General features: G+C 67.0%; 25 protein-coding genes. 16 read left to right on the top strand and 9 right to left on the bottom strand.

The window, feature by feature from the left end; genetic code table 11:
• Positions 1-4 precede the first annotated feature (4 nt).
• The gene (locus DES45_RS03860; protein ID WP_114768624.1) at positions 5-1,471 is read left to right on the top strand and encodes a catalase; all 1,467 of its coding nucleotides are present in this window, start codon (positions 5-7) and stop codon (positions 1,469-1,471) included.
• Between the two features lie 244 nt (positions 1,472-1,715).
• On the opposite strand, the gene DES45_RS03855 is transcribed toward DES45_RS03860, so the two are convergent.
• On the bottom strand, positions 1,716-2,369 hold the full coding sequence (locus tag DES45_RS03855; RefSeq protein ID WP_114768623.1) for an MBL fold metallo-hydrolase: 654 nt from the start codon (positions 2,367-2,369) through the stop codon (positions 1,716-1,718).
• Between the two features lie 143 nt (positions 2,370-2,512).
• Between DES45_RS03855 and DES45_RS03850 the strand changes: the two genes are divergently transcribed.
• From DES45_RS03850 to DES45_RS03835, 4 genes are all read left to right on the top strand, one after another.
• Positions 2,513-3,625 (top strand): S-(hydroxymethyl)glutathione dehydrogenase/class III alcohol dehydrogenase, encoded by a 1,113-nt coding sequence (locus DES45_RS03850; protein ID WP_114768622.1) that lies wholly within the window; start codon positions 2,513-2,515, stop codon positions 3,623-3,625.
• A 14-nt stretch (positions 3,626-3,639) separates the two neighbouring features.
• On the top strand, positions 3,640-4,485 hold the full coding sequence (gene fghA / locus DES45_RS03845; RefSeq protein WP_114768621.1) for an S-formylglutathione hydrolase: 846 nt from the start codon (positions 3,640-3,642) through the stop codon (positions 4,483-4,485).
• Positions 4,486-4,671: 186 nt separating this feature from the next.
• Positions 4,672-5,208, top strand: a complete 537-nt coding sequence (locus tag DES45_RS03840; RefSeq protein ID WP_114768620.1) for a hypothetical protein — start codon at positions 4,672-4,674, stop codon at positions 5,206-5,208.
• A gap of 78 nt (positions 5,209-5,286) precedes the next feature.
• The gene (locus tag DES45_RS03835) at positions 5,287-6,222 is read left to right on the top strand and encodes a tellurite resistance TerB family protein (protein ID WP_114768619.1); all 936 of its coding nucleotides are present in this window, start codon (positions 5,287-5,289) and stop codon (positions 6,220-6,222) included.
• Between the two features lie 11 nt (positions 6,223-6,233).
• On the opposite strand, the gene DES45_RS03830 is transcribed toward DES45_RS03835, so the two are convergent.
• A complete protein-coding gene (locus DES45_RS03830; RefSeq protein ID WP_173949847.1) occupies positions 6,234-6,809 on the bottom strand; it encodes an NUDIX domain-containing protein in 576 nt (191 codons plus the stop codon).
• 99 nt (positions 6,810-6,908) lie between these two features.
• Here DES45_RS03830 and DES45_RS03825 point away from each other — a divergent pair, with 99 nt between their 5' ends.
• The 4 genes from DES45_RS03825 (at position 6,909) to DES45_RS03810 (ending at position 11,226) form a co-directional block, all read left to right on the top strand.
• Positions 6,909-7,718 carry an SIR2 family NAD-dependent protein deacylase gene (locus DES45_RS03825; protein WP_245429723.1) on the top strand — a complete coding sequence of 270 codons (810 nt, stop codon included), beginning with the start codon at positions 6,909-6,911 and terminating at the stop codon, positions 7,716-7,718.
• 184 nt (positions 7,719-7,902) lie between these two features.
• Complete coding sequence (locus DES45_RS03820; protein ID WP_170151371.1) at positions 7,903-9,066, top strand: OpgC family protein; 1,164 nt, start codon at positions 7,903-7,905, stop codon at positions 9,064-9,066.
• Positions 8,976-9,821, top strand: coding sequence for an SGNH/GDSL hydrolase family protein (locus tag DES45_RS03815; RefSeq protein WP_114768616.1), 846 nt, complete (start codon positions 8,976-8,978; stop codon positions 9,819-9,821). Before DES45_RS03820 ends, DES45_RS03815 begins: the two co-directional genes overlap by 91 nt.
• 85 nt (positions 9,822-9,906) lie before the next feature.
• Entirely contained in the window at positions 9,907-11,226 is a 1,320-nt protein-coding gene (locus DES45_RS03810; protein ID WP_170151370.1) for an AmpG family muropeptide MFS transporter, read from the top strand.
• A gap of 7 nt (positions 11,227-11,233) precedes the next feature.
• Here the strand turns inward: DES45_RS03810 and DES45_RS03805 are convergent, their stop codons facing one another.
• The 4 genes from DES45_RS03805 to xylF all read right to left on the bottom strand — a co-directional run bounded on the left by DES45_RS03805 (position 11,234) and on the right by xylF (position 15,321).
• Positions 11,234-11,986, bottom strand: coding sequence for an SDR family NAD(P)-dependent oxidoreductase (locus tag DES45_RS03805; RefSeq protein WP_114768615.1), 753 nt, complete (start codon positions 11,984-11,986; stop codon positions 11,234-11,236).
• Between the two features lie 27 nt (positions 11,987-12,013).
• Entirely contained in the window at positions 12,014-12,793 is a 780-nt protein-coding gene (locus DES45_RS03800; protein WP_114768614.1) for an ATP-binding cassette domain-containing protein, read from the bottom strand.
• 11 nt (positions 12,794-12,804) lie between these two features.
• Entirely contained in the window at positions 12,805-14,100 is a 1,296-nt protein-coding gene (locus DES45_RS03795) for a sugar ABC transporter permease (protein WP_114768613.1), read from the bottom strand.
• Positions 14,101-14,274: 174 nt separating this feature from the next.
• Positions 14,275-15,321 carry a D-xylose ABC transporter substrate-binding protein gene (gene xylF, locus DES45_RS03790; RefSeq protein ID WP_114768612.1) on the bottom strand — a complete coding sequence of 349 codons (1,047 nt, stop codon included), beginning with the start codon at positions 15,319-15,321 and terminating at the stop codon, positions 14,275-14,277.
• Between the two features lie 225 nt (positions 15,322-15,546).
• On the opposite strand from xylF, the gene DES45_RS03785 reads away from it, so the two are divergent.
• Positions 15,547-16,749, top strand: coding sequence for an ROK family protein (locus DES45_RS03785; RefSeq protein ID WP_170151369.1), 1,203 nt, complete (start codon positions 15,547-15,549; stop codon positions 16,747-16,749).
• Between the two features lie 13 nt (positions 16,750-16,762).
• Here the strand turns inward: DES45_RS03785 and DES45_RS03780 are convergent, their stop codons facing one another.
• Positions 16,763-17,383, bottom strand: coding sequence for a TetR/AcrR family transcriptional regulator (locus DES45_RS03780; RefSeq protein WP_245429721.1), 621 nt, complete (start codon positions 17,381-17,383; stop codon positions 16,763-16,765).
• A gap of 86 nt (positions 17,384-17,469) precedes the next feature.
• Here DES45_RS03780 and DES45_RS03775 point away from each other — a divergent pair, with 86 nt between their 5' ends.
• From DES45_RS03775 to DES45_RS03755, 5 genes are all read left to right on the top strand, one after another.
• Positions 17,470-18,051, top strand: a complete 582-nt coding sequence (locus tag DES45_RS03775; protein WP_245429720.1) for a hydrolase — start codon at positions 17,470-17,472, stop codon at positions 18,049-18,051.
• Positions 18,052-18,108: 57 nt separating this feature from the next.
• Positions 18,109-21,150, top strand: coding sequence for a DNA polymerase I (gene polA, locus DES45_RS03770; RefSeq protein WP_114768609.1), 3,042 nt, complete (start codon positions 18,109-18,111; stop codon positions 21,148-21,150).
• A 150-nt stretch (positions 21,151-21,300) separates the two neighbouring features.
• The gene (locus tag DES45_RS03765) at positions 21,301-21,591 is read left to right on the top strand and encodes a hypothetical protein (protein WP_147282339.1); all 291 of its coding nucleotides are present in this window, start codon (positions 21,301-21,303) and stop codon (positions 21,589-21,591) included.
• A 41-nt stretch (positions 21,592-21,632) separates the two neighbouring features.
• Complete coding sequence (locus DES45_RS03760; protein WP_114768607.1) at positions 21,633-22,343, top strand: glutathione S-transferase; 711 nt, start codon at positions 21,633-21,635, stop codon at positions 22,341-22,343.
• Positions 22,344-22,497: 154 nt separating this feature from the next.
• Entirely contained in the window at positions 22,498-22,785 is a 288-nt protein-coding gene (locus DES45_RS03755; RefSeq protein ID WP_114768606.1) for a hypothetical protein, read from the top strand.
• A gap of 4 nt (positions 22,786-22,789) precedes the next feature.
• Here DES45_RS03755 and DES45_RS03750 read toward each other — a convergent pair whose 3' ends face one another.
• The gene (locus DES45_RS03750) at positions 22,790-23,581 is read right to left on the bottom strand and encodes a class II glutamine amidotransferase (RefSeq protein ID WP_114768605.1); all 792 of its coding nucleotides are present in this window, start codon (positions 23,579-23,581) and stop codon (positions 22,790-22,792) included.
• 171 nt (positions 23,582-23,752) lie between these two features.
• On the opposite strand from DES45_RS03750, the gene DES45_RS03745 reads away from it, so the two are divergent.
• Entirely contained in the window at positions 23,753-25,159 is a 1,407-nt protein-coding gene (locus DES45_RS03745) for a sodium:proton antiporter (RefSeq protein ID WP_114768604.1), read from the top strand.
• A gap of 3 nt (positions 25,160-25,162) precedes the next feature.
• On the opposite strand, the gene DES45_RS03740 is transcribed toward DES45_RS03745, so the two are convergent.
• Positions 25,163-26,257 (bottom strand): NAD(P)/FAD-dependent oxidoreductase, encoded by a 1,095-nt coding sequence (locus DES45_RS03740; RefSeq protein ID WP_114768603.1) that lies wholly within the window; start codon positions 26,255-26,257, stop codon positions 25,163-25,165.
• Positions 26,258-26,280 lie beyond the last annotated feature (23 nt).

Here is a 26,280-nt window from a genome sequence, read left to right as displayed (position 1 = left end):
GACCATGACCAAAAGCACGACCATGACCACGACGGCCGGTGCGCCGATCCCCGACAACCAGAACAGCATCTCGGCCGGACCGCGCGGTCCGCTGCTCCTCCAGGACTACCAGCTGATCGAGAAGCTGGCGCACCAGAACCGCGAGCGCATTCCGGAGCGCGTGGTGCACGCCAAGGGCTCGGCCGCCTACGGCACCCTGACGATCACCAACGACATCAGCAAGTATTCCAAGGCGAAGGTATTCTCCGAGGTCGGCAAGCAGACCGAGGTGTTCCTGCGCTTCTCGACGGTGGCCGGCGAGCGCGGCGCGGCTGACGCCGAGCGCGACGTGCGCGGCTTCGCCCTCAAGGTCTACACGGAAGAAGGCAATTGGGACATCGTCGGCAACAACACGCCGGTGTTCTTCGTCCGCGACCCGGTGAAGTTCCCCGATTTCATCCGCACGCAGAAGCGCCATCCGGCCACGAACCTGCGTTCCGCCACCGCCATGTGGGATTTCTGGTCGCTCAGCCCCGAGAGCCTGCACCAGGTGACGATCCTGTTCTCGGATCGCGGCCTGCCGCAGGGCTACCGCTTCATGCACGGTTTCGGGTCGCACACCTACTCGTTCATCAACGAGGCCGGCGAGCGCTACTGGGTGAAGTTCCACTTCAAGTCGATGCAGGGCATCAAGACCTGGACGAACCGCGAGGCCGAGGCCGTCGTCGCCAAGGACCGCGAGAGCGCCCAGCGCGACCTCTATGAGGCGATCGAGAACGGCGAGTTCCCGCGCTGGAAGTTCTGCGTGCAGATCATGCCGGAGACCGACGCCGAGAAGACGCCCTACAACCCCTTCGACGTCACGAAGGTGTGGCCGCATGCGGATTACCCGCTGATCGAGGTCGGCATTCTCGAACTCAACCGGAATGCGCAGCACTATTTCGCGGAGGTCGAGCAGTCCTCGTTCTCGCCGTCGAACATCGTGCCGGGCATCGGCTTCTCGCCCGACAAGATGCTGCAGGGCCGTATCTTCGCCTATGCGGATGCGCACCGCTACCGCGTCGGCACCCACTACGAGGCGCTGCCGGTGAACCGCCCGCGCTGCCCGGTGCACCACTACCATGCGGACGGCGGCATGCTGTTCGACATCCCGAACCGGGGTAACGCCTATTACGAGCCGAACTCCTTCGGAGGGCCGGTGCAGACGCAGCGCGCCGCGGAGCCGCCGCTCAAGATCTCGGGCGATGCCGACCGCTACGACCACCGCGCCGGCAACGACGACTACAAGCAGCCCGGCGACCTCTTCCGTCTCATGACGCCCGAGGAGCAGGAGCGCCTCATGGACAACATCGCCGAGGCGATGCAGGGCGTGCCGGAGGAAATCGTGAAGCGCCAGATCGTGCACTTCTACCTGGCGGACAAGGCCTACGGCCTCGGCGTCGCCGACCGCATGGGCCTGAAGGGCGCGGTCATGATCCAGGCTGCGGAATAAGCGGCAGAACCCGTAGGGGCAGAACGAAGCGGCCCGGGAGCGATCCCGGGCCGTTTTTGTTTTGAAGCGAAGTACAACATAGCCCTCATCCTGAGGGGGACCGTCAGGTCCGTCTCGAAGCCTCATCCTGAGGAGGTGCGGAGCACCGTCTCGAAGGACGAGGCGTCTCCAGAGAGCGCTGGAACCTCCTTCGAGACGCCTGCTGCGCAGGCTCCTCAGGATGAGGTCAGAGAGGCCATCAGTTTTAAAGCAACCCTTCACCCTGCAAAAACGGATTCGTCTGCCGCTCCTGGCCGATGGTGCTCGTCGGGCCGTGGCCGCAGATGAACGCGACGTCGTCGCCGAGCGGCAGGAGCTTCTCGTTGATCGAGCGGAGGAGCGCCTTGCCGTCGCCGCCCGGGAGATCCGTGCGCCCGACCGAGCCCTGGAACAGCACGTCGCCCACGATGGCGAAGCGCTGCGGGCCGGCGACGAAGACCACGCTGCCCGGGGAGTGTCCGGGGCAGTGGAGCACGTCGAGGGTCAGGTCGCCGACCGTGACCGTGTCGCCCTCCTGCAGGAAGCGGTCCGGCGTGACGGCGCGAACGCCCTTGAGACCATAGCCGCGGCCGGTCTCCGGCAGATGATCGAGCAGGAAGCGGTCGGCCTCGTGCGGCCCCTCGACCGGCACGCCGAGTTCCTCCTTCAGCTCCGCTGCGCCGCCCGCATGGTCGATATGGCCGTGGGTGAGCAGGATCTTTTCAATGGTCACGCCGGTCTCGGCGATGGCCTGGCGGATGCGGTCGAGGTCGCCACCGGGATCGATCACGGCGCCCTTCTTCGTCCTGTCGTTCCACAGGAGCGTGCAGTTCTGCTGGAACGGCGTCACGGGAATGATGGCGGCGCGGATGTCTGACACGGGAAGTCCTCACGTTATGCACACAGCACATATAGCCGGGCCTCCTCCGTTTGAACCCCTCATGGCCGAGGGCGCAGTCTATTGACCTCCTCCGCCCACGGTTCACATAGTCCCGGCACAGATTCGCAAGGAAGGGCATCATCATGGAAACCAGGGCCGCCGTGGCGTGGGAAGCGGGCAAGCCTCTCACCATCGAGACCATCCGCATCGAGGGGCCCAAGCCCGGCGAGGTGCTGGTGGAGGTGATGGCGACCGGCGTCTGCCACACGGATGCCTATACGCTCTCTGGCCTCGATTCCGAGGGCAAGTTCCCGGCGATCCTGGGCCACGAGGGCGCGGGCATCGTGCGCGAGGTCGGCGCCGGCGTCACGACGCTGAAACCCGGCGACCACGTGATCCCGCTCTACACGCCCGAGTGCCGCAACTGCAAATCCTGCCTGTCGCGCCGCACCAATCTCTGCACCGCGATCCGCTCCACTCAAGGGCAGGGCGTGATGCCGGACGGCACGAGCCGGTTCCGCTGCGACGGCGAGACCGTGTTCCACTACATGGGCTGTTCGACCTTCGCGAACTTCACGGTGCTGCCGGAGATCGCGCTCGCCAAGGTCCGCGAGGACGCGCCCTTCGACAAGATCTGCTACATCGGCTGCGGCGTCACCACCGGCATTGGCGCGGTGATCTACACCGCCAAGGTGTGGCCCGGCGCGAACGTGGTGGTGTTCGGTCTCGGGGGCATCGGGCTCAACGTGATCCAGGGCGCCCGCATTGTCGGCGCCGACAAGATCATCGGCGTCGACATCAACCCGTCCAAGCGCGCCATGGCCGAGAAATTCGGCATGACCGACTTCATCAACCCGAAGGAGATCGGCAACGACAAGGTCGTGCAGGCGATCGTCGACCTCACGGGCGGCGGCGCGGATTTCTCCTTCGACGCCACCGGCAACACGGACGTGATGCGCCAGGCGCTCGAATGCTGCCACCGCGGCTGGGGCGAGAGCATCATCATCGGCGTCGCCGAGGCCGGCAGGGAGATCGCCACCCGCCCGTTCCAGCTCGTCACCGGCCGCGTCTGGAAGGGCACCGCCTTCGGCGGCGCGCGCGGGCGCACGGACGTGCCGAAGATCGTCGACTGGTACATGGAGGGCAAGATCAACATCGACGACCTGATCACCCACAAGATGCCGCTCGAGGAGATCAACACCGCCTTCGACCTCATGCACGAGGGGAAGTCGATCCGCTCGGTCATCGTGTACTGATCGGGAGACAGCGCTTGAGCCTCGAGGTCGTCTCCCAGTCGCGCTGCTTCGGCGGCACGCAGTTCGTCTACCGCCACGCCTCCACCGAGACCGGCACGCCCATGCGCGTGGCGGTCTACGTCCCGCCCCAGGCGGAACACGGCAAGGTGCCGGTGGTGTGGTTCCTGTCGGGCCTGACCTGCACGGAGGAGAACTTCACCGTGAAGGCGGGTGCGCAGCGGGTGGCGGCGGAGCTCGGCCTGATCCTCGTGGCGCCGGACACCAGCCCCCGCGGCGAGGGCGTGCCGGACGACCCGGGGGGAGCCTACGATTTCGGCCTCGGGGCCGGCTTCTACGTGGATGCCACCGAGGCGCCCTGGTCGAAGAACTACCGGATGCGCTCCTATATCGAGCGCGAGCTGCCGGCGATCGTCGCCGAGCATCTCCCGGCCGACATGGGCCGCCAGGGCATCACCGGCCATTCCATGGGCGGCCACGGGGCCATCACCATCGCATTGCGCAATCCCGGCCGCTTCAAGGCCGTCTCGGCCTTCGCGCCCATCGCGTCGCCCCTGAACTGCCCCTGGGGCGAGAAGGCGCTCTCCGGCTATCTCGGTCCGGACCGGGCGGCCTGGCGGGACTACGATTCCTGCGCCCTCATCGAGGACGGCGCGCGCCTGTCCGACCTCCTGGTCGACCAGGGCGCCGCCGATGGCTTCCTCGAAAGCCAGCTCAAGCCCGGGCTCCTGGAGGCGGCCTGTGCCGAGGCCGGCATCCCGCTGACCCTGCGGCGGCAGGAGGGCTACGACCATTCCTATTTCTTCATTGCCACCTTCATCGAGGACCACCTGCGCTGGCACGCGGAAAGGCTGGGGGTTTAGGAACTCATTGGAGGTAGGTGCAGCCGGCTGAACTCCCGTTTTCGGCTTGTTTCGCAAGGTGTTCCGGCGCACCGCGCAAAGGTGACGCAGAGGAATAGATCCTTCTGGAATGATAGAGCATAGCTCTTTTGGCACAAACGCGCTAAGAGAGCCCCTCGCCCTGCGAATCTATTCAGAAGATCGATCATGGAACAGACCCGCGAGCCCATTTTCACCTCCAATGCCGGCCAGATCGTCGGCAAGGCCGTCGACATGACCAAGACCGCCCTTGCGTCGGAGGCCGGCAAGGCCGCGCTCCGGACGGTTATCACCAAGGGGCCGGACGGCCTGATGCAGCATCTGGCCCAGGCCGCCCAGAAGCATGCGCCCGACCCGATCACGCAAGCCCGCCTCGTGCTGGCCGAGCAGGGCCAGCATTTCGACGCCATGCGCGGCGCCATCGGGCAGATCGGCCAATCGCTGACCGAGGTGAACGAGGCGCATTCGGGCCGGCAGGCCCATGACTCGCACCTGGTCTCGCTCCTGAACGCGCAGGCCGAGGCGATCCAAGGCCTCACCCTCCTGGTTCTGAAGGGACAGCAGGTCCAGGCGGAGCTGATCAACGCGGTCGATGCGCAGGTCCGCCAGCCCGCCGCCAACGGCATGCCGAAATGGATCTACTACGCCATGGGCGCCATGATGGTCTGGAGCATGATCACCATGGTCTTCTCGTCGATCTTCTAAGCTTGAGAAATTCTTTCAGCTCAACGATCCTGACGAAGCTCTTCCTTTGATTTTCATGGATTCGTGGGGGACAGATCCATGTTCGACGCCAAGAAACTTCTGGACGCTCTCGGGACGCCGGCGACACCGCCAGCACCCGCTCCGACCGCTCCTGCACCCGCGCCCGCTCCGGAAGCCACGAAGCCTGCCGAGGCCAAGCCCGCCAGCGCCGCCCAGGCCTTCGGGGCCGGCACGCTCCTGAGCGAGCTCATCGGCATCGCCAACAGGCCCTCGCCGCCGGCCCCAGACGCGCCTGCCCAGGCCGCATCCGCCGAGGGCGAGCAGCCTCCGCCGCCTCCGAAGCCTGCCGCCCCCAAAGCGCCGGCGCCGCCGGCCGACCTGACGGACCTGCTGCTCGGCAAGGCCCAGGAATTCCTGAAGACGCCGCAGGGCAACGCCGCCATGAACGCGGTGGTGCTTGGCCTCACCAAGGCCGTGGTGAATTCGGAGGCCGGGCGCAAGCTCACGGCCCAGGCCAAATCGAAGGGCACGGCCCTGTTCAACCGCTTCCTCAACAAGGGAGCGGAGGCTCCGGTGATCGAAGGTTCGGCGATTCCGGTCGCGTCCGGGCCCGAACCGGCGGCCCTGCCGGCCCCGGCCGCCGAGGCCGCGGGCAGCGGCGACACCGCCCTCCTGGTCATGCGCGCCATGATCGCCGCGGCCGCCGCCGACGGGCGGATCGACCAGGACGAGCGCGAGCGTATTCTGGGCACCCTGACCCGCGCCGGGATCGACGGGGAAGGCGTGAAGGTCATTGAAGCGGAACTCGACCGTCCGGCGAGCGCGACCGATCTGGCCGCCGCCGTGAGGACGCCCGAGCAGGCCGTGCAGGTCTATACGGCGGCCCGGCGCATCATCACCCCGAACACCGTGGAGGAGCGGGTCTTCCTCGCCCATCTCTCGGCCGCCCTGGGGCTCGACCCGAAGGTCGTGGCCCAGATCGACGCGCTCGCGTCCGGAGCCATCAAGGCCTGAGGGGCAATCCCTCAGGCCTTCTCGAACAGGTCCGGATGCCGGATCCTTAAGGCCTGGGCGAGGCTCAAGGTCTTCAGGTCGTGGATCTCGTTGCGGTCGAGCATCCGGGCGAGTTCCGCGCAGCCGATCTCCAGCACCTCGATGTCCTCGTGCTCCTCGGCGAGACCGCCGCCCTCAGCCACCCGGTCGGACTGCCTGTAGGGGGCCAGGAACAGGTGCATCGTCTCGGTCATTGCGCCCGGAGACGACCAAGCGCTCCCGACCGGCTCGACACTCGAGATCCGCAGGCCGGCCTCCTCCATGGCCTCGCGGATGGCGCAGTCCTTCGGATCTCCGCCCTCCAGAAGACCCGCAATCGCTTCGAGCAGGGCCTGCTCGCCGTTCCGGTGCAGGGCGGGAACGCGGAACTGGCGCACGAGGATGACCGTGCGCCGCTCGCGGTCGTAGGGGAGCACGGCCGCCGCGTCGTCGGCTTCCAGGATCTCGCGATCCATCGAGTCGCCGTCGGGCTTCTGGACCGTAAATCCGAGAATCTTCCGCCAGCCCTCGAAGAGGGGTGCGACCTTGGTGATCCGATAGCCTGTCACGGTCCGACTGCTCCTGTTCCACACATCCGATCCGTTATCTGAAGCCTAACGACGGGTTTCCGCGTTGTCAGCGCACGGACGCTGATGGAGTGCGTTGGAGTGGAGGACCTGATCGAAGCCGTCAAGGAGCGCCAAGCCATCCTGTTCGCAGGCGCCGGGGTATCGATGACCGTAGGCCTGCCCTCCTGGCGCACCCTGGTGCAGCACATCGCCGCCGAGCTCGGCATCGATCTGAAGGACATTCCCGACGGGGAGATCAATCACCTCACCCTGGCGGAGTTCTACAGGCTCAGGCAGGGCAGCATCGGGCCGCTGCGCAGCTGGATGGACCGCAACTGGACCATTCCCGAAAAGGCCCTCAAGGCTTCGAAGGTGCACGAACTGATCTGCCGCCTCGATTTTCCGATCATCTACACCACGAACTTCGACCGCAATCTCGAGACGGCCTTCGAGCTGCACGGCAAGGACTTCGTGAAGATCGTCAACGCGAAGGACATCGCCCGCATCCGCGACGGGGTGCCGCAGATCGTGAAATACCATGGCGACTTCGACGACGACGAGTCCATCGTCATTGCCGAGACGGATTACCTCGACCGCCTCTCCTTCGAGTCGCCGCTCGACATCAAGTTCCGGTCCGATGCGCTGGGCAAGACAATCCTGTTCATCGGCTACAGCATGACCGACCTGAACATCCGCTTCCTGCTGCATCGCCTCTGGCGGACCTGGGCCGGCTCGGGATTCGAGCGCAACAGGCCGCAATCCTACGTGTTCATGCTGCGCCCGAACCCGATCGAGGAAGCGGTGCTGGGGCAGTGGGGACTGAAGGTCCTGACGGAAAGGGAATGCCCGCCGGAGCAGGCGCTGGAGGTTTTCCTCACCAAGCTCAGCAAGGAGATCGGCAGGAAGTGAGCGAGCCCTGCACCTGGCTCATGCGAATGTGAAGGCTCGCGCATATCGATCTTTAAACCTCTTCCGCTAAACCATGCGAGACTCAACAGATTCGCCGAACCTTGTAGCGGCGCGCCCGAAATGGCCGCGCTGAACCGCCGTCAGGCGTGGGCGTTCTGTCTCATGCATGCATAAGAGTGGAACGATGAAGATCCTGGGACGAAACACGACGATCGATTTCTGGCGCGGCCTCGTGCTCGTGATCATCTTCGTGAATCACATCCCCGGAAATCTGCTGGAGCACGCGACGCCGCGCAATTTCGGCTTCTCTGATGCCGCCGAGGCCTTCATCTTCATCTCAGGCCTGTCGGTGGCGCTCGTCTACTACCCGCGCATTCCGCGCGGCGACGTTCTCGGAGTCGTCAGGCGCTGCCTGCGGCGCTCATTCGAGCTCTACCGTATGCACCTGATCATGACGGCGGCCGCCATCGCCCTGTTCTCGATCGGCTATGAACTGAGCGACGACATCGGCCTGATCGAGGCCGACGGCCGCAACATGGTGTTCGGCGACACGGCCAAGGGCGTCACGGGCATTCTGCTGCTCGGGCACCAGCTCGGCTATTTCAACATCCTGCCCCTCTACATCGCCCTGATGCTCTGGGCTCCCGTCGCCCTGGTCCTCGCCCGCGTGCATGTGGCGCTCGTGCTCGCCGTGTCCGGCGCGATCTACGTCCTCGCCCGCATGGGCCATCTGGCGCTGCCAAGCTGGCCGGAGCCCGGCACCTGGTTCTTCAATCCCTTCGCTTGGCAGCTCCTGTTCACGATCGGCATCGTGACCGGGATCGTCTTCGCCGGCCGACCGATGCCCTACAACCGCCGCGCCACGGGCGTCGCCCTCGTGCTGCTCGTCGCCTCCGCGGCAATCGTGCGGGACGGGTTCGGCCTCATTCCCGGCCTGCGCGACGTGCTTTTCGTCCCTCTCGACCTCGGAAAGTCCGATCTCGGGCTCGGTCGGCTCGTCCACTTCCTGCTGCTCGGCTACGTGCTCACCCAGCTCTGCGTCGGCAACGTCCTGAAGCGGACCATCATCGGCCCCGACATGATGCGCCTGGGCCGGAACGGGCTCATGATCTTCGCGGTCGGGTCCCTGCTGAGCGCGCTCGGACAGGTCATCATGACGCTGACCGCCGTGAAGTCGTCCGCTAGTCCGCAGATCATCGGCATGGTATTCACCATCGTCGGCATCTTCGGTCTCCTGGCTCTGGCGCGCTATCTCGAATGGAACAAGGTCAGCTCCGCTCCCCCGCACAAGGGCGGAGCAGAAAATCTCGGTTTGTCCTCCGCCTCTCCGGGGCGGCTCTCGCCTTAAGCATCGCGCTCCCCAGCCTGCAGACGCCTGCCGCCGCCAATGGCGGCGCCTGCGGCACGAGCCAAGGCATCTTCACGGCCCGGGGCGCCATCGGCTCGATCAAGGCCAAGCTCGCCCGTCATGAGAGCGTGCGCATCCTGGCGATCGGCTCCTCCTCGACGGAAGGGATCGGCGCCTCCTCGCCCGACCATTCCTATCCGGCCCAGCTCGAGGACGACCTCGAGGCGCGCTGGAAAGAAAACGTCACGGTGGTGAATGCCGGACGGGGCGGCGAGACGGCGATCCAGACCATCGAGCGCCTGGAGGCGGCCCTGAAGGCGGAGCCCTTCGACCTCGTGATCTGGCAGGTCGGCACCAACGACGCCGTGAACGGAGTCGACGAGGAGCGCTTCCGCGCCCTGCTGGACCAGGGAATCTCGGCCGCCCAGAAGGCCGGCACGCCCATGATCCTCCTGGACCAGCAATATTTCCCGACCATCAAGGACCTCGCCCGCTACGAGCGCTTCGTGGAGGCCGTCGGCGCGACCGGCGACACGCGCAAGGTCTCGGTCTTCTCCCGTTACGCGCTCATGAAGGGCTGGAACAGCCGCTCGCCGGAGGATCTGCGCGCCATGCTGTCCGCGGACGGTTTCCACATGGGCGACCGAGGCTATGACTGCCTTGCCGGCGGCGTGGCCGACGCCATCCACCGGATGACGTCGCAGCCGGTGGCGGAGGCCCAGGTCCAGATGTTCGCGACGGCGCGAGATCGTTAACAGCGCGTCAACGCCCCCGGTGCCATCGTGTCGCCCCGAGGGCTTGCCATGACGGCCGGCCGCTTGCTGCTTTTCGAAGGTGACCATGGCTGAAGCCCGCCGCCTCTCCGTCCGGGACGTCCTGACCGACGGCCGCATCGCCCTGATGCTGCCGCTGGGCTTCTCGTCCGGCCTGCCCTTCCTGCTGGTCTTCAGCACCCTCTCGGCCTGGCTGCGCGAGGCCGGCATCTCCCGCACCGAGATCGGCATGCTGAGCTGGGTGGCGCTCGCCTATTCGTTCAAGTTCCTCTGGGCGCCGATCGTCGACCGCTACGACGTGCCGGTCCTGGCCCGCCTCCTCGGCCGGCGGCGCGGCTGGATGGCCCTGTCGCAGCTCGGCGTGGCTCTGGGCCTCGTCGGCATCGCTTCAAGCGACCCGCAGGCGAACCTCACGTTTGCCATCCTTTCGGCGATCCTGGTCGCCTTCGCGTCCGCCACCCAGGACGTGGTGGTCGACGGATGGCGCATCGACGCCGCAGCGACGGAGCGCCAGGGCATGATGGCTGCCTCCTACCAGCTCGGCTACCGCCTCGCCCTCATCTGCGCCGGAGCCGGCGCCCTCTACATCGCGGAATTCGTCGACTGGCGCAGCGCCTATCTGGCCATGGCGGCCCTCATGAGCGTCGGCCTCGTCGGCACCCTGCTGGCGCCGCGCCTCGACCAGGGAGCCGCGCGGGAGCGCCCGTCGCTGGCGGCCGCCATCATCGAGCCGCTGACGGATCTATTCCGCCGCAAGGGCCCGATCCTCATCCCGATCCTGGTGCTCATCTCCTGCTTCCGCCTGCCCGACTTCGTCGCCGGCGTAATGGCGAACCCGCTCTACATCGACCTCGGCTTCTCCAAGGCCGACATCGCCAACGTGTCGAAGCTCTACGGGGTCTGGATCGGCATCATCGGGGCTTTCGCAGGAGGCTTGGCGCTGACCCGCCTCGGCCTCTGGTGGACGCTCCTGATCGGAGCCTTCATCGCGGCCGCCTCGAACCTGATGTTCGCCTGGCTGGCGTCGGGCAACGCCACCCTGCCCGGCCTGACCCTGACCATCAGCGCCGACAATTTCGCCGCGGGCTTCGCGGGCTCCGCCCTCATCGCCTACATGTCGGGCCTGTGCTCCCCGAGCTTCGCGGCCACGCAATACGCCCTGCTCAGCTCCCTCTACGCCCTTCCGGGCAAGCTGATCGGCGGTGCGTCCGGCGCGGTGGTCGACGCCTACGGCTACCCGCTCCTCTTCACCGCCACCGCCAGCATCGGCATCCCGCTCGTGATCCTGTGCTTCGTGGTGCGGCAGGATACGCTGCAGACGGTGCGGGAGAAGGATGAGGAGGTAGAGGCGCCTGCTCCTACGGCGGGAGCAGGCTCGCGGGCCTGACGCTGTTCTACACCCAGCCGCCGTCCACCAGGTAGGTCTGGGCCGACATGGCGGTCGAATCGTCCGAGCCGAGGAAGAGCGCGAAATTGGCGATGTCCTGCGGCACGAGGCGGCGCTTGACGCACTGGCGGCGCATCAGCTCCTCCTCGCCCTCAGGCGTGAGCCACATGTCGATCTGGCGCTGGGTCATGATCCAGCCCGGCACGATACAGTTCACCCGGATGTTGCGGTCGCCGAGCTCCCGGGCAAGCGCGCGGGTGAGGCCGACCACGGCGGATTTCGCGGTCTTGTAGGCGGCGAACGAGTCGTTGCTGACCATGTAGCTCGTGGAGCCCATGTTGATGACCGAGCCGCCGCCCGCCTTCTCCATGTCAGGCAGCACCGCCTGGGTGGCGAAGAACTGGTGGTCGAGATTGGTGGCGAAGCGCTCGCGCCAGTATTCCGGGGTCACCTGGTCGATGGTATGCCGGTCGTCGCGGGCCGCGTTGTTGACGAGGATCGTGACGGGACCGAGCGCGTCGCTCGCCCGCCGGATCGCCGCCTGGAGGGCCGGAATGTCGCGCACGTCGCTGTGCTCGAAATGCACCCGCTCGCCGAGCTCCTTCGCCAGCGCCTCGCCGGCCTCGGCGTTGTAGTCGAGAACCGCGACCTTGCTGCCCTGCCCGTGGAAACTGCGCGCGATGCTCTCGCCGATGCCGCTCGCCCCGCCCGTGATGAGGACGGTCTTGCCCTTCAGGGAGCCGTAAATCGTCTGAGTCATGAAATTCGCTTCCTTCGATGGTGCCGATCAGCTCGCGCCGGGACCCGGAACGGCTCCGGGCGGACACTTGCCGAGGATGATCATTCCCAAAACCTCGTCCTGGGTGACGTCGGCCACATTGGCCGAGCCGACGAGCTTCCCGTTCTTCATCACGCTGACCCGGTCGGCAAGGCCGAACACGTCGTGGATGTCGTGGCTGATGAGGAAGATGCCGATGCCCTCCTTCTTGAGCTGCAGCACGAGGTCGGCTACCTGCTGCGTCTCGGCGGGCCCGAGCGCGGCGGTCGGCTCGTCCATGATCAGCACGCGGGCGTTGAAGTAGATCGCGCGGGCGATGGCCACCGACTGGCGCTGGCCGCCGGAGAGCGCCTTCACGGGCTCCTTGAAGCGGCGGAAATGCGGGTTGAGGCGCGCCATCACCTTGCGGGTCTCCGCCTCCATAGTGGCGTCGTCCAGGGTGCCGTAGGGTGTGAGCACCTCGCGGCCAAGGAAGATGTTGCCGGCCGCGTCGATGTTGTCGGCGAGCGCGAGCGTCTGGTAGATCGTCTCGATCCCGTAGCGCTTGGCGTCGCGCGGCGTCCCGATGTCGGCCTTCTCGCCGTTCACGTAGATCTCGCCCGCGTCGGGCCGGTAGGCCCCGGACAGGATCTTGATGAGGGTCGATTTGCCGGCGCCGTTATGGCCGAGTAGTCCGACCACCTCGCCCGGCCGCAGATCGACCGAGACGCCGTCCACCGCCTTGATGCCCCCGAACGCGATGGAGATGTCGCGCATCTCCACGAGGGGCGTTGTGCCGTTTGCCTGCATGACGCTCTCCCTCACTTGATGCGGCGGCGATAGAGGCCGTCGACGAAGACGGCCAGCACCAGGACCGCGCCGACGACGATGTTCTGGAGCGGCGTGTCGACCCCGAGCAGCACCATGCCCGACTGCAGGGACTGCATGACGAGCGCGCCCAGCATCGCGCCCGCGATGGTGCCGATGCCGCCCGCGAGCGACGTGCCGCCGATCACCGCGGAGGCGATCACGTAGAGCTCGTCGAGGGTGCCGGCCGCGTTGGTGGCGGCGTTGAGGCGCGCCGTCGAGATGCAGGCCGAGATGCCGCACAGCAGCCCCATGAGGCCGAAGACCTTCATGAGCGTCCAGCGGGTGTTGATGCCGGAGAGCTCCGCCGCCTCCGGGTTGCCGCCGATGGCGAAGACATAGCGGCCGAAGCGCCGGCGGCGGGCCAGGAACGTCATGGCGAGGCCGACCACGATGGCGATCAGCACCGGCAGGGCGATGCCGTGCGGGATGATGAGTCCGCCCTCAGGCCAGGCGATGCCGTTGGCCTCAGCCCAGCGCCGGGCGGTGCCGACGGGGAGCGGATAGGCATTCGCGATGGCGGCCGCCGCAAGCACAGCCCCGCAGGCGAAGACGGCGATCACGGCGTCGCCCCAGCCAGGGCGGACCGGGAAGCCGAAGCGGATGCGCCGCCGGCGTGCGAGGCCGAGCGCCACGACGATGAGGCCGCAGGCCACCGCCGCGATCACCCAGGTGGCGGTGGCGCCGAGCGCGCCCTCCACGCCGCCGCCCAGTGCCTTGAACCGCGTGTCCATCGGGGCGACCGTCTGACCCGTGGTGACCCACCAGGCCGCGCCGCGCCAGACGAGCAGGCCGCCCAGCGTCACGATGAACGAGGGAATCGCCAGATACGCGATGAGCCATCCCTGGAAGAGCCCGATGGCGCCGCCGATCAGCACGGCTGCCACGACCGCGATGGGGGCCGTGAGCCAGTGCTCGAAGCCGAGCCAGGCGGGCAGCCACTGCACCTGCAGCACGCCGATGATCATGCCGACGACGCCGAGAATCGCCCCGACCGAGAGGTCGATGTTGCGGGTCACGATGACGAGCACCATGCCGGTCGACATGACCGCGATGGAGGCCGTCTGGACCGACAGGTTCCAGAGGTTGCGCGGTGTGAGGAAGAGGCCGCCCGAGAGGACGTCGAATCCGATCCAGATCGCCGCGAGCGCCGCCAGCATGCCGAGCATGCGGACGTCGATCTCGAGCTTCGACAGGAGCGAGCCGGAGGTGGCGTGAGGCGGTGCGGTCGTGGCGGCGGGTGCGGTCATGGCATGCTCATCATGTCAGACGCCATTCCGGGGCGGCGCAGCCGAGCCCGGAACCCATAACCATCGGTGGATCAGGATCAATCGCGACAGATGCCGCTGAGTTTCCCTGAGACCGTCGTCTCTATGGGTTCCGGGCTCGCGCCTTAGGCGCGCCCCGGAATGACGAGGAAGGGCTCAGTTGCAGACCTTCACGGAGCCCGGCTTCACGCCCTGGCAGACCACGTCCTTGGTGACCCAGCCGGCATCGACGACCACGTTGAGGTTGTCCTTCGTGATCGCGACCGGCGTCAGGAACAGGGCCGTCATGTTCTGCTTCTTCGGGCCCAGATTCCAGGACTTCGCCCCCTGGATCTCGTTAAGCTTCTTACCGCCGGCGAGCTGCACGGCGATCTCCGCCGCGGTGCGGCCGAGCTCGCGCGCATCCTTGAACACCGACACGGTCTGGGTGCCGAGCGCGACTCGGTTGAGGGCTGCCTTGTCGGCGTCCTGGCCGGAGACCGGCACGGAGCCGGCGAGGCCCTGCGCCGCCAGCGCCGCGATGGCGCCGCCCGCGGTGCCGTCATTGGCGGCCACCACCGCGTCGACCTTGTTGTTGTTCTTGGTCAGGAACTGCTCCATGTTCCGCTGCGCGTTGGCCGGGAGCCAGCCGTCCGTGTAGGCCTCGCCCACGTTCTTGATCTTGCCGGAATCGATGGCGGGCTTGAGCACTTCCATCGCGCCCTGGAACAGGAAGTTCGCATTCGGGTCGGACCCCGAGCCCTTGATGAAGACGTAGTTGCCTTCGGGCTTCACCTTGAACACCTCGCGGGCCTGCAGGCGACCGACCTCGACGTTGTCGAAGGTGAGGTAGAAGGCCTGCGGGATCTCGATGAGGCGGTCGTAGCCCACGACCGGAATTCCCTCGGCCACGGCCTTCTCGACCGCCGGGCGGACGGCGTCCGCGTCCTGCGCCAGGATGATCAGGGCCTTGGCTCCGCGGGAGATCAGGCTCTCGATGTCGGTGAGCTGCTTGGCGGGCGACGACTGGGCGTCGGCCGACACGTAGGTGCCGCCTGCCTTTTCGACCGCTGCCTTGATGGCGGCCTCGTCGGTCTTCCAGCGCTCCTCCTGGAAGTTCGACCAGCTGACGCCGACGACGGGGCCCTTCCCCTGCGCGAAGGCGGCCGTCGCCGAAAGCGCGAGGGCGGCAAGGCTGATCATTGCGTGCTTCTTGAAGTCCATGGGTTCCTCCTGGGCGGCGTTCCTCGAAAGCCGGCTTGTCGTGACGACCCGTCCGCCTGCATTCTCGCGAGCCAGGGTACCGTCACGTCTCTTTATTTTCAGACGCGGAAATAATTATCCTGATTATGAGGCACTTCAAGCCCGATCCGTCTCACCCGTTGGTCGTATACCCACGAAGCTGGCAGTTGTTTTATTCATCTGACGAATAAATAAAAGGCCATGGTCATGAACCCCCTCACTCCTCGCGAAGCTGCCAGGCGTCGTCTGCTCGACACCCTGCGCCGCGAGGGTCCCATGGCCCGGGTCGAGCTCGGCCAGCAGCTCGGCATGAGCCCGGCCAGCGTCTCCGATCTCACGGCGAGCCTGGTGGACGAGGGCATCCTGGTCACGGAGGACAGCGGCGAGGCGGGCTCCGGCCTGCTGCGAGGCCGGCCGAAGGTGCGCCTGTTCTTCGCCGATACCCTCGGCTGCGTCATCGGCGTCTGGACCGGGTTCAACCGGATCGAGCTGCGGCTCGTGGACAGCGCGGGCCGCAACCGCGCCAGCCGCCGCATCGAGCGCCCGCTTCGCAGTCTCGAAGCCGGGGAGCTGATGGACGTGCTGGCGGAGACGATCACGGCCTTCGCGCGCGACACGGGCCACCCGGACGTCAAGGCCGTCGGCCTGGCCTGCCAGGGCTACGTGGACACCCGCGACGGGGTGGTGGCGTGGAGCCCGGTCCTGGGCGTGCGCGACCTGCCCCTCGCGTCGGGCCTGAACCAGCGGCTCGGCCTTCCGGTGTCGATCGAGAACGACGCCAGCGCCATGGCCTTCGCGATCGCGCAGCGCGACCCCGAGCTCCGGTCCGGGCGCACGGCCTGCCTCATGGTCGGCGACGGCGTGGGCTTGGGCTTCCTGATCCAGGGCGAGCTCTATCGCGGGGCGCGGTTCGGCGGCAGCGAGTTCGGCCATGTGCGCCTGCGCCGGAGCGGACCGCAATGCCGCTGCGGCGGGCGCGGCTGCATCGAGGCGTATCTCGCCGACTACGCCCTCTACCGGGACGCGCAGCTCATCGACCACCGTCCGGCCCCGACCGTCCTCCTCCCCGGCGAGGACGCCATGACCGACATCGTCGCGCAGGCGCGCTCCGGCGACGCCGCCCTCGCCAACCTGTTCCGCGAGGCCGGCGAGGTCTTGGGCGACGCGGTCGGCATCCTGATCCAGACCCTTGAACCCGACCACGTGGTGATTTGCGGCCCCGGCACCCGGGCCATGGACCTGCTGCGCCCCTCCTTCGAGGCGGCGCTCGAAACGCAGACGATTCCCGAGCTGAGGGCGCTCGCCGCCATCCAGGTGGTGGAATCGTCCATGGACCTCCTGACGGAGGGCGTGGTCATGCAGGCGCTGCGGGAGCTCGATTTCGATCTGGCGCGCCTGAAGGCAGCCTAGAGCTGCCGCCGTCCTATCGGGGCTCGTTGACCTGGCGCATGAGCATGGCTCGCAGGTCCTGCAGGACCGCATCGCGAACAGGCAGATCCGCCTCGCCGCTCACCGCCGCCGCAACCCTCATGAGGTGCAGGATGATGACCGCCAGCACATCGGCCCGCTCCTGTGACAGCGGCGGCTTCGTCTGGGACAGGAGCCTCGCGATCTGGCCACGCATGCGGTTCCGCCGGTCGGACTTCTGCGCCTTGTCGGCGGCCGGACGATCTACCAGGAGAACGAAGGCCGGATGAGAAAGGAGGAAGGCGGACAGGTCCTGGAACAGGCGGTCCAGGAGCTCGGCCGGCGTCATCTGTTCCGATGTTTGGCCCAGAGCTTCGAGCATCCCATAAAGAGCCTCGCCATCGGCCGTCTGAAGCGCATCCGCGAGCAGCTCCTTGGTCGGGAAGAACTGATACAGCGACCCGATGGACGCCCCCGCGCGCGCCGCGATTTCCGTCATGGTCGCGGCGTCGAAGCCCTTTTCGGCGAAGATCTCCTCTCCGGCTTTGAGGAGGGCCGCCACCCGCTCGCGCCCACGCCGTCTTTGAGGCGTACGGATCGCGGCATTATCCTTTTCGCTTGCTTTTTGTGAGGACATCCTCATATAACTCCAAACATGAGGATACCCTCATGTAATCGCCCGTCCCGTTCGACGCTATCCTCCCTCCGATACCGGAAAGCCTCATGATGCTGAAGCTCGATCCCCGCACCACCGCCCTCGTTCTGATCGACGTGCAGAAGGGGACCCTCGCCGCGGCGGCAGGTCCGCACGAGCCAGCGACCGTCATTGCGAACAGCGCCCGGTTGGCGAGCCGGTTCTCGCAGACGGGAGCCACCGTCGTCCTCGTCCGGGTCGCTTTCTCGGACGGCTATGCCGACAAGCCCGGTGGCCTCACCGATACGCCCATGGTCCTTCCGCCCGGCGGTCTGCCTGCCGACTGGACCGAGTTCCCGGCCGAACTCGGCCTCGTGAGACCCGACGTGCTGATCACCAAGCGGCAGTGGAGCGCCTTTCATGGCACAGAGCTCGACCTGCAGCTGCGGCGGCGCGGCGTCAGCCATCTGGTGATCGGAGGCCTGATGACGAATTTCGGCGTCGAGTCGACTGCACGCGATGCCTGGCAACAGAACTACCACACCATCATTGCCGAGGATGCATCGAGCAGCCTCAGCGCCGAGCTTCACCAATTCGCCATCAGAAACACCTTGCCCCGAGTCTCGCGGGTGAGATCCACAGCCGAGATCATTGCGGCCCTGGAGGCATAGCCATCGGCCTCCAAAAACACTATCTGTTGCGGGAACGTTCTCTCACGATCGAGACCCATGGCTTCCTCCCGTCCCGTCCAAGCCGGCGACCACGTCTTCCTCGTCGACGGCTCCTCCTTCATCTACCGGGCCTACTTCCAGTCCATGAACCAGGATTCGAAGTACAATTCCCGGATCTCCGACGGGATGCCGACCGGCGCGGTGCGCCTGTTCGTGTCCAAGCTGCTGCAGTTCGTCCGCGACGGCGCGGCGGGCTTCATGCCGACGCATCTCGCCATCGTTCTCGACAAGTCGGAGGGCTCGTTCCGCAAGGAGCTGTATGAGGACTACAAGGGCCATCGCCCGGACGCGCCCGACGACCTGAAGGTCCAGATGCCGATCATGCGCGAGGCGATCCGCGCCTTCGGCCTGGAGCCGGTGGAGAAGGAGCGCTACGAGGCCGACGACCTCATCGCAACTTACGCGGTCCAGGCGGCCCAGCGCGGCGCGGATGTGCTCATCGTCTCGTCCGACAAGGACCTGATGCAGCTCGTCGGGCCGCATGTGTGCTTCTACGACTTCGAATCGGGCTCTAAGGGCAAGCCGGGCTACCGGCCCGAGCGCAACCTCGACGAGGCCGCCGTCACGGAGCGCTGGGAGGGCATCCCGCCTTCGAAGATCGGCGACGTGCTGGCCCTGATGGGCGACACGTCGGACAACGTGCCGGGCGTGCCCGGCATCGGGCTGAAGACCGCCGCGCAGCTCATCAAGGAATACGGCGATCTCGAAACGCTCCTGGAGCGCGCGCCCGAGATCAAGCAGCCCAAGCGCCGCGAGACCCTGATCAACAACGCCGAATCGGCCCGGCTGTCCAAGAAGCTCGTGACCCTCGACTGCGACGCGCCGCTCCCCGTGCCGCTCGACGACCTGCGCCTGCCGGAGCCCGACCCGAAGACCCTGATCGGCTTCCTGAAGGCGATGGAGTTCAACACCCTCACCCGCCGGGTGGCGGAGCTCTACGACGCCGACCCTACGGCCGTCGAGCCTGATCCGCGCCTGATGCCGGGCGGCGAGGCGATCCGCTGGGAGCGGCTCGGCGGTCCCGCTCCCGTCGAGGAGGAGGTCCCGTTCGAGGCCGCTGCTGCCGCCACGGGCGAGGTCGATCCCTTCGCCGGCCTCGACCTGCCGGAGCCCGCCAAGCGCAGGACGGTGGAGGGCCTCGGCACGCCGTCGCAGCTCGCCGCCAAGCGCGCCACGGAGGCCTCCTCGCAGGGGATCGACGTGCAGGCCTACGAGACCGTGACGGATCTCGCCCGCCTGAAGGAATGGGTGGCGGAAGCCCGCCAGCAGGGTTACGTCGCCGTCGACACGGAGACGAGCGCCCTCGACGCGAACCTTGCGGATCTCGTCGGCTTCTCGCTTGCCCTCGCGCCGGGCCGCGCCTGCTACGTGCCGCTGCAGCACCGGGGCGATTCGGACCTCTTCGGGGGCGGTCTCGTGCCGGGCCAGATCCCGGTCACCGACGCCCTCGACGCCATCCGGCCGATGCTGGAGGACCCATCCGTCCTCAAGATCGGCCAGAACCTGAAATACGACTGGGTCGTCTTCAAGCGCCACAACATCGACGTCCGTCCCATCGACGACACGATGCTGATCTCCTACGTGCTCGATGCCGGCAAGGGCTCGCACGGGATGGACGAGCTCTCGCGCCGCCATCTCGGCCACGCGCCGATCAGCTTCACGGACGTGGCCGGGACCGGCCGCAACAAGGTGAGCTTCGACAAGGTCGAGATCGCGAAGGCGACGGCTTACGCGGCCGAGGACGCGGACGTGACCTTGCGCCTGTGGCAGCTGCTGAAGCCCCGGCTCACCTCCGAGCACCGCACCGCCGTCTACGAGACGCTCGAGCGGCCGCTCGTCGACGTGATCGCCCGCATGGAGATGCGCGGCATCCTGGTCGACCGGCAGATCCTGAGCCGCCTCTCAGGCGACTTCGCCCAGACGCTGGCCCGGCTCGAGGACGAGATCCACGAGATGGCGGGCGAGAAATTCGCCCTCGGGTCCCCGAAGCAGATCGGCGACATCCTGTTCGGCAAGATGGGCCTGCCGGGCGCGAAGAAGACGCCTTCCGGCCAGTGGGCGACGCCCGCGACGCTCCTCGACGAGCTCGCCCAGGCGGGCCACGAGCTGCCCGCGAAGATCCTCGAATGGCGCCAGCTCTCGAAACTGAAGTCGACCTACACGGACACCCTGCAGGAGCACATGCATCCGGACACCAAGCGGGTGCACACCTCGTTCTCGCTCGCGGCCACCACGACGGGGCGCCTGTCCTCGTCGGACCCGAACCTGCAGAACATCCCGATCCGCACGGAAGCCGGCCGCAAGATCCGGCAGGCCTTCATCGCGCCGGAGGGACACAAGATCATCTCGGCCGACTACAGCCAGATCGAGCTGCGGCTGCTGGCCCACATCGCCGACATCCCGCAATTGCAGGAAGCCTTCGCCAAGGGCCAGGACATTCACGCGGCGACCGCGTCGGCCATGTTCGGGGTGCCCCTCGACCAGATGACCCCGGACCTGCGCCGCCAGGCCAAGACCATCAATTTCGGCATCATCTACGGCATCTCGGCCTTCGGCCTCGCGGTGCGCCTCGGGATTCCGAACACCGAGGCCGCGGCCTTCATCAAGCAGTATTTCGAGCGCTTCCCGGGCATCCGCACCTATATCGACGAGACCAAGAAGTTCTGCCGCGACAAGGGCTACGTGACGACCCTGTTCGGCCGCGTCTGCCACTACCCGCAGATCAAGTCGGGCAATCCGTCGGAACGCGCGGGCGTGGAGCGCCAGGCCATCAACGCCCCGATCCAGGGCACCGCCGCCGACATCATCCGCCGCGCCATGGTGCGCATGGAGGATGCCCTCCAGGCCGAGCGCCTCTCCGCCCGCATGCTGCTGCAGGTGCACGACGAGCTGGTCTTCGAGGCGCCCGACGACGAGATCGACGCGACCCTGCCGGTGATCTCCCGCGTGATGACCGAGGCCCCATTCCCGGCTGTGTCCCTGAAGGTCCCGCTCGCGGTGGAAGCGCGCGCGGCGCAGAACTGGGACGAGGCGCATTAAAGGTATTTGTTGACGTTACGAGACCAGATTGTTTTCTGAGCCGGGAAGGCAGAATGTGCTGCGATCAATGCATTCCGCCTTCCTGTGCGCTATTTCCTCGTCCTTCTCCCCTGCACTCTTCTGGTCCTGTTCTTCATCCATGACATGGACATGGCCCTGCGCGCGCCGGCATGTGCGACCCCGGCAGATCTCGACGGCTGGTGTCTGCCGATCGGGTGGGAGGGGCCGTTTGCGGATGACTGGGCCAATCATTCGCGCCGGAATGCGATCATCGGGGCCTCACTCAACTTAAGCGCAGGGCTCCTGGCTCTCGGGCTCAGCGTGTTCGTCGCCGTGCGTCCGTCATCCTCCGGCGGACGGATCGGGATGATTTTGCAGATTCAGGCCCTACTTCTGCTGGCGCTGACTCTGAAATCGTTGATGCTCAACGATCCGTCATAGTTCGCCTCAAAGGCTTCTCAGGCAGATCGCGAGGACCGCACATGGCTTACGAACTCTACTACTGGCCTATGATCCAGGGACGCGGCGAGTTCGTGAGGCTGGTGCTGGAGGAGGCCGGCGCCCATTACGTCGATGTGGCCCGCGGGCCGGACGGCATGGCGGCCATGATGCGCCTGATGGAGCAGGCGGAGCATCCGCCCTTCGCGCCGCCCTTCCTCAAGGACGGGGACGTGATCATCGGCCAGACGGCCGCGATCCTGCTCTATCTCGGAGCGCGGCATCACCTGGCCCCACGGGACCCGGCCGGGGGCCTGTGGACGCAGCAGATCCAGCTCACCCTGTCCGATCTCGTGGCGGAGGCGCACGACACGCACCACCCGGTGGGCGTGAACCTCTACTACGAGGACCAGAAGGGCGAGGCGCGGCGCCGGGCGGAGGACTTCCGCAAGAGCCGCATCCCGAAATTCCTCGCCTGGTTCGAGGGCATCCTGGCGCGCAACCCGGCCGGCGATGGGCATCTCGTCGGTCCGTCCCTGACCTATGTGGACCTGTCCCTGTTCCAGGTCGTCGAGGGCCTGTCCTACGCATTCCCCAAGGCCATGGAGCGGGCGCTCGGCGACGCGCCCCGGGTCGCCGCCCTGCACAAGGCCGTCGCCGAGCGGCCCCGGATCAGGGCCTATCTCAAGAGCTCGCGCCGGATTCCCTTCAACGAGGACGGCATCTTCCGCCGCTATCCGGAGCTCGACGGCTGAGGGCGTCGTCCAGCAACGATCATTTAAGGACGGCCGGCTACTCTGGCGCGGCCGAGGCCGGACGTTCCGCACCATGATGGCGCCACGAAGGCTGCGGCATCATGCGTTCGCCGGGACCGACGATTCGCCGCAATGACTGCGCCAGGAGCCGACCATGAGTGATGATACGGAAACCGTTGCGACCCGCCTCTGGCGCGACCGGGTGCAGATCCGGGAGCAGGAGCGCAACGACGCCCTGGCGCGGGCCCGCATCGCCGAGGAGAAGGTCGCGATCCTTTTGGCCGAGAACGACCGGCTCTCGGCCGAGGTCGCGCGGCTGCGCGCCCAGCTCTCCCCCGACGCGGAACTCGCCCGCGACGAGACCATGCAGCAGATGAAGGCGCTCAAGGGCGCTCTTCTGCCCCTTCTGTCCGAGCAACCCGTCCGCCACCTGAACGCTTGAGGGTTCAGGCCGCCACGCGGCTCATCGCCTCGTTGAGGCACTGCACGTCGACGCTGCCGTCGGGACGCGCCACGAGGGTGCAGCCCTTGGGCACCTCGCGCCAGCCGCGGTCCTTGCCGTCGATCGGCTCCGACACCACCAGCAGCCCGTCCTGCTCCTCGCGGTAGTAGAGGGTCGGGGGCTTGCCGTCGCAGGCCCAGCGATAGGCCCAGAGGCTCTCGCCGTCGGTGACGGCCGCCGTGAACCGCAGGGGCTCCTCGATGCCGGCGTCGCCCATCATGCCGCGCACCTGCTTGAGGGTGCGGGCCATGGCGGCGACGGGCTTGTCCTCAAGGCCGTTCGCGAGGGCCGCCAGGAAGAGGGCTTCGGAATCGGTGGTGCCGAGGCGCTTGTCGTAGAGCTCGTCCGGGATCAGCGCCTCGAGACGGCGCTTGATGCGCCCGTAGCCGCCGATCTGCCCGTTGTGCATGAAGAGATGCCGCCCGTGGGCGAAGGGATGGCAGTTGGCCCTCGTGGTCGAGGTGCCGGTGGAGGCGCGCACATGGGCGAAGAACAGGCCCGAGCGCACCTGCTCGCAGAGGCTCCTCAGGTTCTCGTCCGACCAGGCGGGGCGCACCTCCCGGTAGACACCGGGTTCGGGGCGCTCGCCGTACCAACCGATGCCGAAGCCGTCGCCGTTGGTGCCCGTCTTGGCCTCGACCGCATGGAGCGACTGGTGAACCAGGGAATGGGCCGGCGCGCAGACGTGGTCGGCGAGGAAGATCGGCTCACCCCGATAGGCAAGAAAGCGGCACATCGGCTGTCACCCCCGGGCGTCTCGGGCGCCCTCATGAAACCTTGTTGTATGATCTTTCGCTCATGGTGAACAGCCGGTTAACGAACGGGCGGTTGCGGCCTCGGGCTTGCGGCCCTAAAGCTTGCTGAAAAGAGCCAATCGGATCGATCCGACGCTGGGGGGTTCCAAGACATGTATCGCGCACTCGGCCTGGCGCTCGGCGCCATCCTGCTCCTGATGCCCGAAGCCGCATCCGCCGCGGAGCTGGACGGACGAACCCTCGGCTTCGCCTGGGCCCTGCCCTTTGCGGGAATCCTCCTGTCGATCGCCCTGTTTCCCCTCGTCGCGCCTCATGTCTGGGAGCATCATCACGGCAAGATCGCGGCCCTTTGGGGGGTGCTCGTGCTCCTGCCGATGGCACTGATCCTGGGACCCTCGACGGCGCTCGGCGCCCTCGCCCACACGGCCCTGCTCGAATACATCCCGTTCATCCTGCTGCTGCTTGCCCTGTTCACGGTGGCGGGCGGCATCCTCGTGCGCGGCAACATCCACGGGGCGCCGGTGACCAACACGGTGCTGCTCGCCATCGGCACGGTGCTGGCGAGCTTCATCGGCACCACGGGCGCCTCGATGGTGATGATCCGTCCCGTGATGCGCGCCAACGACGACCGCCGGCACAACGTGCACGTGATCGTGTTCTTCATCTTCCTGGTGTCCAACATCGGCGGCTCGCTCACGCCGCTCGGCGACCCGCCGCTCTTCCTCGGCTTCCTGCGCGGCGTCGACTTCTTCTGGACGACAACGCATCTCCTGCCCGAGACGCTGTTCGCCAGCGTTCTGCTGCTCGCCGTGTTCTTCGCCTTCGACGCCTATCTCTACCGCAAGGAAGGCCGCATCAAACCCGACCCGACCCCCGATAAGCCGGTGCGGATCACGGGCGGCATCAACTTCCTGCTGATCTTCGTCATCATCGGGGCCATCCTGATGAGCGCCACCGTCGATCTCGGGCGCGTCACCGTGCTCGGCACCGAGGTCGAGCTCGCCAATGCGCTGCGCGACGCCATCATGGTGGGGGTCACCATCGTGTCCCTGGCGCTGACGCCCAAGGAGAACCGCGAGGAGAACGGGTTCAACTGGGGTCCGATCGAGGAAGTGGCGAAGCTCTTCGCCGGCATCTTCATCACCATCATCCCGGTGCTCGCCATGCTGAAGGCCGGCAGCGAGGGCGTCTTCGCGCCCCTCGTGGCCCTGGTGTCGAACCCGGACGGCAGCCCCAATAATGCGGCCTATTTCTGGCTCACCGGCGGCCTGTCCTCGTTCCTCGACAACGCCCCGACCTACCTGGTGTTCTTCGAGCTCGCGGGCGGCGATCCCCAGCACCTGATGACCGACATGGCCCTGACGCTCGCGGCGGTCTCGGCCGGCGCGGTGTTCATGGGGGCCAACTCCTATATCGGCAACGCCCCGAACTTCATGGTCTACGCCATCGCCCGCCAGGGCGGCGTGAAGATGCCGAGCTTCTTCGGCTATCTGGTCTGGTCGGGCCTCATCCTGCTCCCGACCTTCCTGCTGCTGACGCTGCTGTTCTTCAGGGGGTGAGGCTCAAGCCCCCACCCTCTCGGCCACGTCCTCGGCGAGCGACAGGCACGAGGTGAGACCCGGGCTCTCGATACCGAAGAGCTGCACGAGGCCCGAGATCCCATGCTCGGCCGGTCCGTCGATCATGAAGTCGGCGGCCTTCTCGCCGGGGCCGGTGAGCTTGGGACGGATGCCGGAATAATCGGGCACCAGCGCCCCGTCCGGCAGCCCCGGCCAGTAGCGGCGGATGGAGGCGTAGAAGCTCTCGGCCCTTGCCGGATCGACCTCGTAGGCCTCCCGGTCGATCCATTCCACGTCGGGGCCGAAGCGCATGCGTCCGTTGAGGTCGAGTGTGACGTGGGTGCCGAGGCCACCGTCGACCGGTGCCGGATAGATCAGGCGCGAGAAGGCGGGCCTGCCGAGGCAGCCGAAGTAATTGCCCTTGGCGAGCACGAGGGGCGGCACCCGTCCCTGCGGATAGCCCTCCGTCGCGCGCGCAAGCGGCTGCGCACCGAGGCCCGCCGCATTGACGACCGCGTCGAAGGCGAGCGTGTCGGGCTCCGCGCCCCCGATCCGTACCTCCCAGCCGGCCTGCGTCCGGGTGATCCGCTCGACGGGCGTGCCGAAGGCAATCATGCCGCCTGCATCCTCGAGGTCGCCCTGAAGGGCGAGCATGAGGGAATGGCTGTCGATGATGCCGGTCTCGCGCGAGAGCACCGCGCCGGTGCAGGAGAGATTGGGCTCGAGCGCCACGGCTTCAGCGGCACTCAGGAAACGCAATCCCTCCACGCCGTTGACGATGCCCTGCTCGTAGATGCCCTCGATCTTGGCCTGCTCCATTTCGTTGGTCGCCACGATCAGCTTGCCGCACTTGGCGTGTGGCACCCCATGGCTTTCGCAGAAAGCGTAGAGCAGGCGCCGTCCGTTCACGCAGTGGCGGGCGCGCAAGGAGCCGGTGGGGTAATACATCCCGGCGTGGATCACCTCGCTGTTGCGCGAGGACACGCCGTTGCCGATGCCGCCGGTCGCCTCGGCCACCACGACCGCATGGCCGCGCCGGGCGAGCGCGCGCGCAACGGCCAATCCGACGACACCGGCTCCGACGACGAGAACATCCATGGCTGACACCCGAACGAAAAACG

This window comes from Microvirga subterranea (assembly GCF_003350535.1).
GTDB classification, from domain to species: domain Bacteria; phylum Pseudomonadota; class Alphaproteobacteria; order Rhizobiales; family Beijerinckiaceae; genus Microvirga; species Microvirga subterranea.
Note: the sequence above shows the minus strand (reverse complement) of the source record. Positions and strands in the feature narration are given on the sequence as shown.

Coding starts and splice junctions, on each gene's coding strand:
- DES45_RS03860 (WP_114768624.1), top strand. CDS start 5: ATGACCAAAAGCACGACCATGACCACGACGGCCGGTGCGCCGATCCCC.
- DES45_RS03850 (WP_114768622.1), top strand. CDS start 2,513: ATGGAAACCAGGGCCGCCGTGGCGTGGGAAGCGGGCAAGCCTCTCACC.
- DES45_RS03840 (WP_114768620.1), top strand. CDS start 4,672: ATGGAACAGACCCGCGAGCCCATTTTCACCTCCAATGCCGGCCAGATC.
- DES45_RS03835 (WP_114768619.1), top strand. CDS start 5,287: ATGTTCGACGCCAAGAAACTTCTGGACGCTCTCGGGACGCCGGCGACA.
- DES45_RS03820 (WP_170151371.1), top strand. CDS start 7,903: ATGAAGATCCTGGGACGAAACACGACGATCGATTTCTGGCGCGGCCTC.
- DES45_RS03815 (WP_114768616.1), top strand. CDS start 8,976: ATGGAACAAGGTCAGCTCCGCTCCCCCGCACAAGGGCGGAGCAGAAAA.
- DES45_RS03810 (WP_170151370.1), top strand. CDS start 9,907: ATGGCTGAAGCCCGCCGCCTCTCCGTCCGGGACGTCCTGACCGACGGC.
- DES45_RS03805 (WP_114768615.1), bottom strand. CDS start 11,986: ATGACTCAGACGATTTACGGCTCCCTGAAGGGCAAGACCGTCCTCATC.
- DES45_RS03800 (WP_114768614.1), bottom strand. CDS start 12,793: ATGCAGGCAAACGGCACAACGCCCCTCGTGGAGATGCGCGACATCTCC.
- DES45_RS03795 (WP_114768613.1), bottom strand. CDS start 14,100: ATGACCGCACCCGCCGCCACGACCGCACCGCCTCACGCCACCTCCGGC.
- xylF (WP_114768612.1), bottom strand. CDS start 15,321: ATGGACTTCAAGAAGCACGCAATGATCAGCCTTGCCGCCCTCGCGCTT.
- DES45_RS03785 (WP_170151369.1), top strand. CDS start 15,547: ATGAACCCCCTCACTCCTCGCGAAGCTGCCAGGCGTCGTCTGCTCGAC.
- DES45_RS03780 (WP_245429721.1), bottom strand. CDS start 17,383: ATGTCCTCACAAAAAGCAAGCGAAAAGGATAATGCCGCGATCCGTACG.
- DES45_RS03775 (WP_245429720.1), top strand. CDS start 17,470: ATGATGCTGAAGCTCGATCCCCGCACCACCGCCCTCGTTCTGATCGAC.
- polA (WP_114768609.1), top strand. CDS start 18,109: ATGGCTTCCTCCCGTCCCGTCCAAGCCGGCGACCACGTCTTCCTCGTC.
- DES45_RS03765 (WP_147282339.1), top strand. CDS start 21,301: ATGGCCCTGCGCGCGCCGGCATGTGCGACCCCGGCAGATCTCGACGGC.
- DES45_RS03760 (WP_114768607.1), top strand. CDS start 21,633: ATGGCTTACGAACTCTACTACTGGCCTATGATCCAGGGACGCGGCGAG.
- DES45_RS03755 (WP_114768606.1), top strand. CDS start 22,498: ATGAGTGATGATACGGAAACCGTTGCGACCCGCCTCTGGCGCGACCGG.
- DES45_RS03750 (WP_114768605.1), bottom strand. CDS start 23,581: ATGTGCCGCTTTCTTGCCTATCGGGGTGAGCCGATCTTCCTCGCCGAC.
- DES45_RS03745 (WP_114768604.1), top strand. CDS start 23,753: ATGTATCGCGCACTCGGCCTGGCGCTCGGCGCCATCCTGCTCCTGATG.
- DES45_RS03740 (WP_114768603.1), bottom strand. CDS start 26,257: ATGGATGTTCTCGTCGTCGGAGCCGGTGTCGTCGGATTGGCCGTTGCG.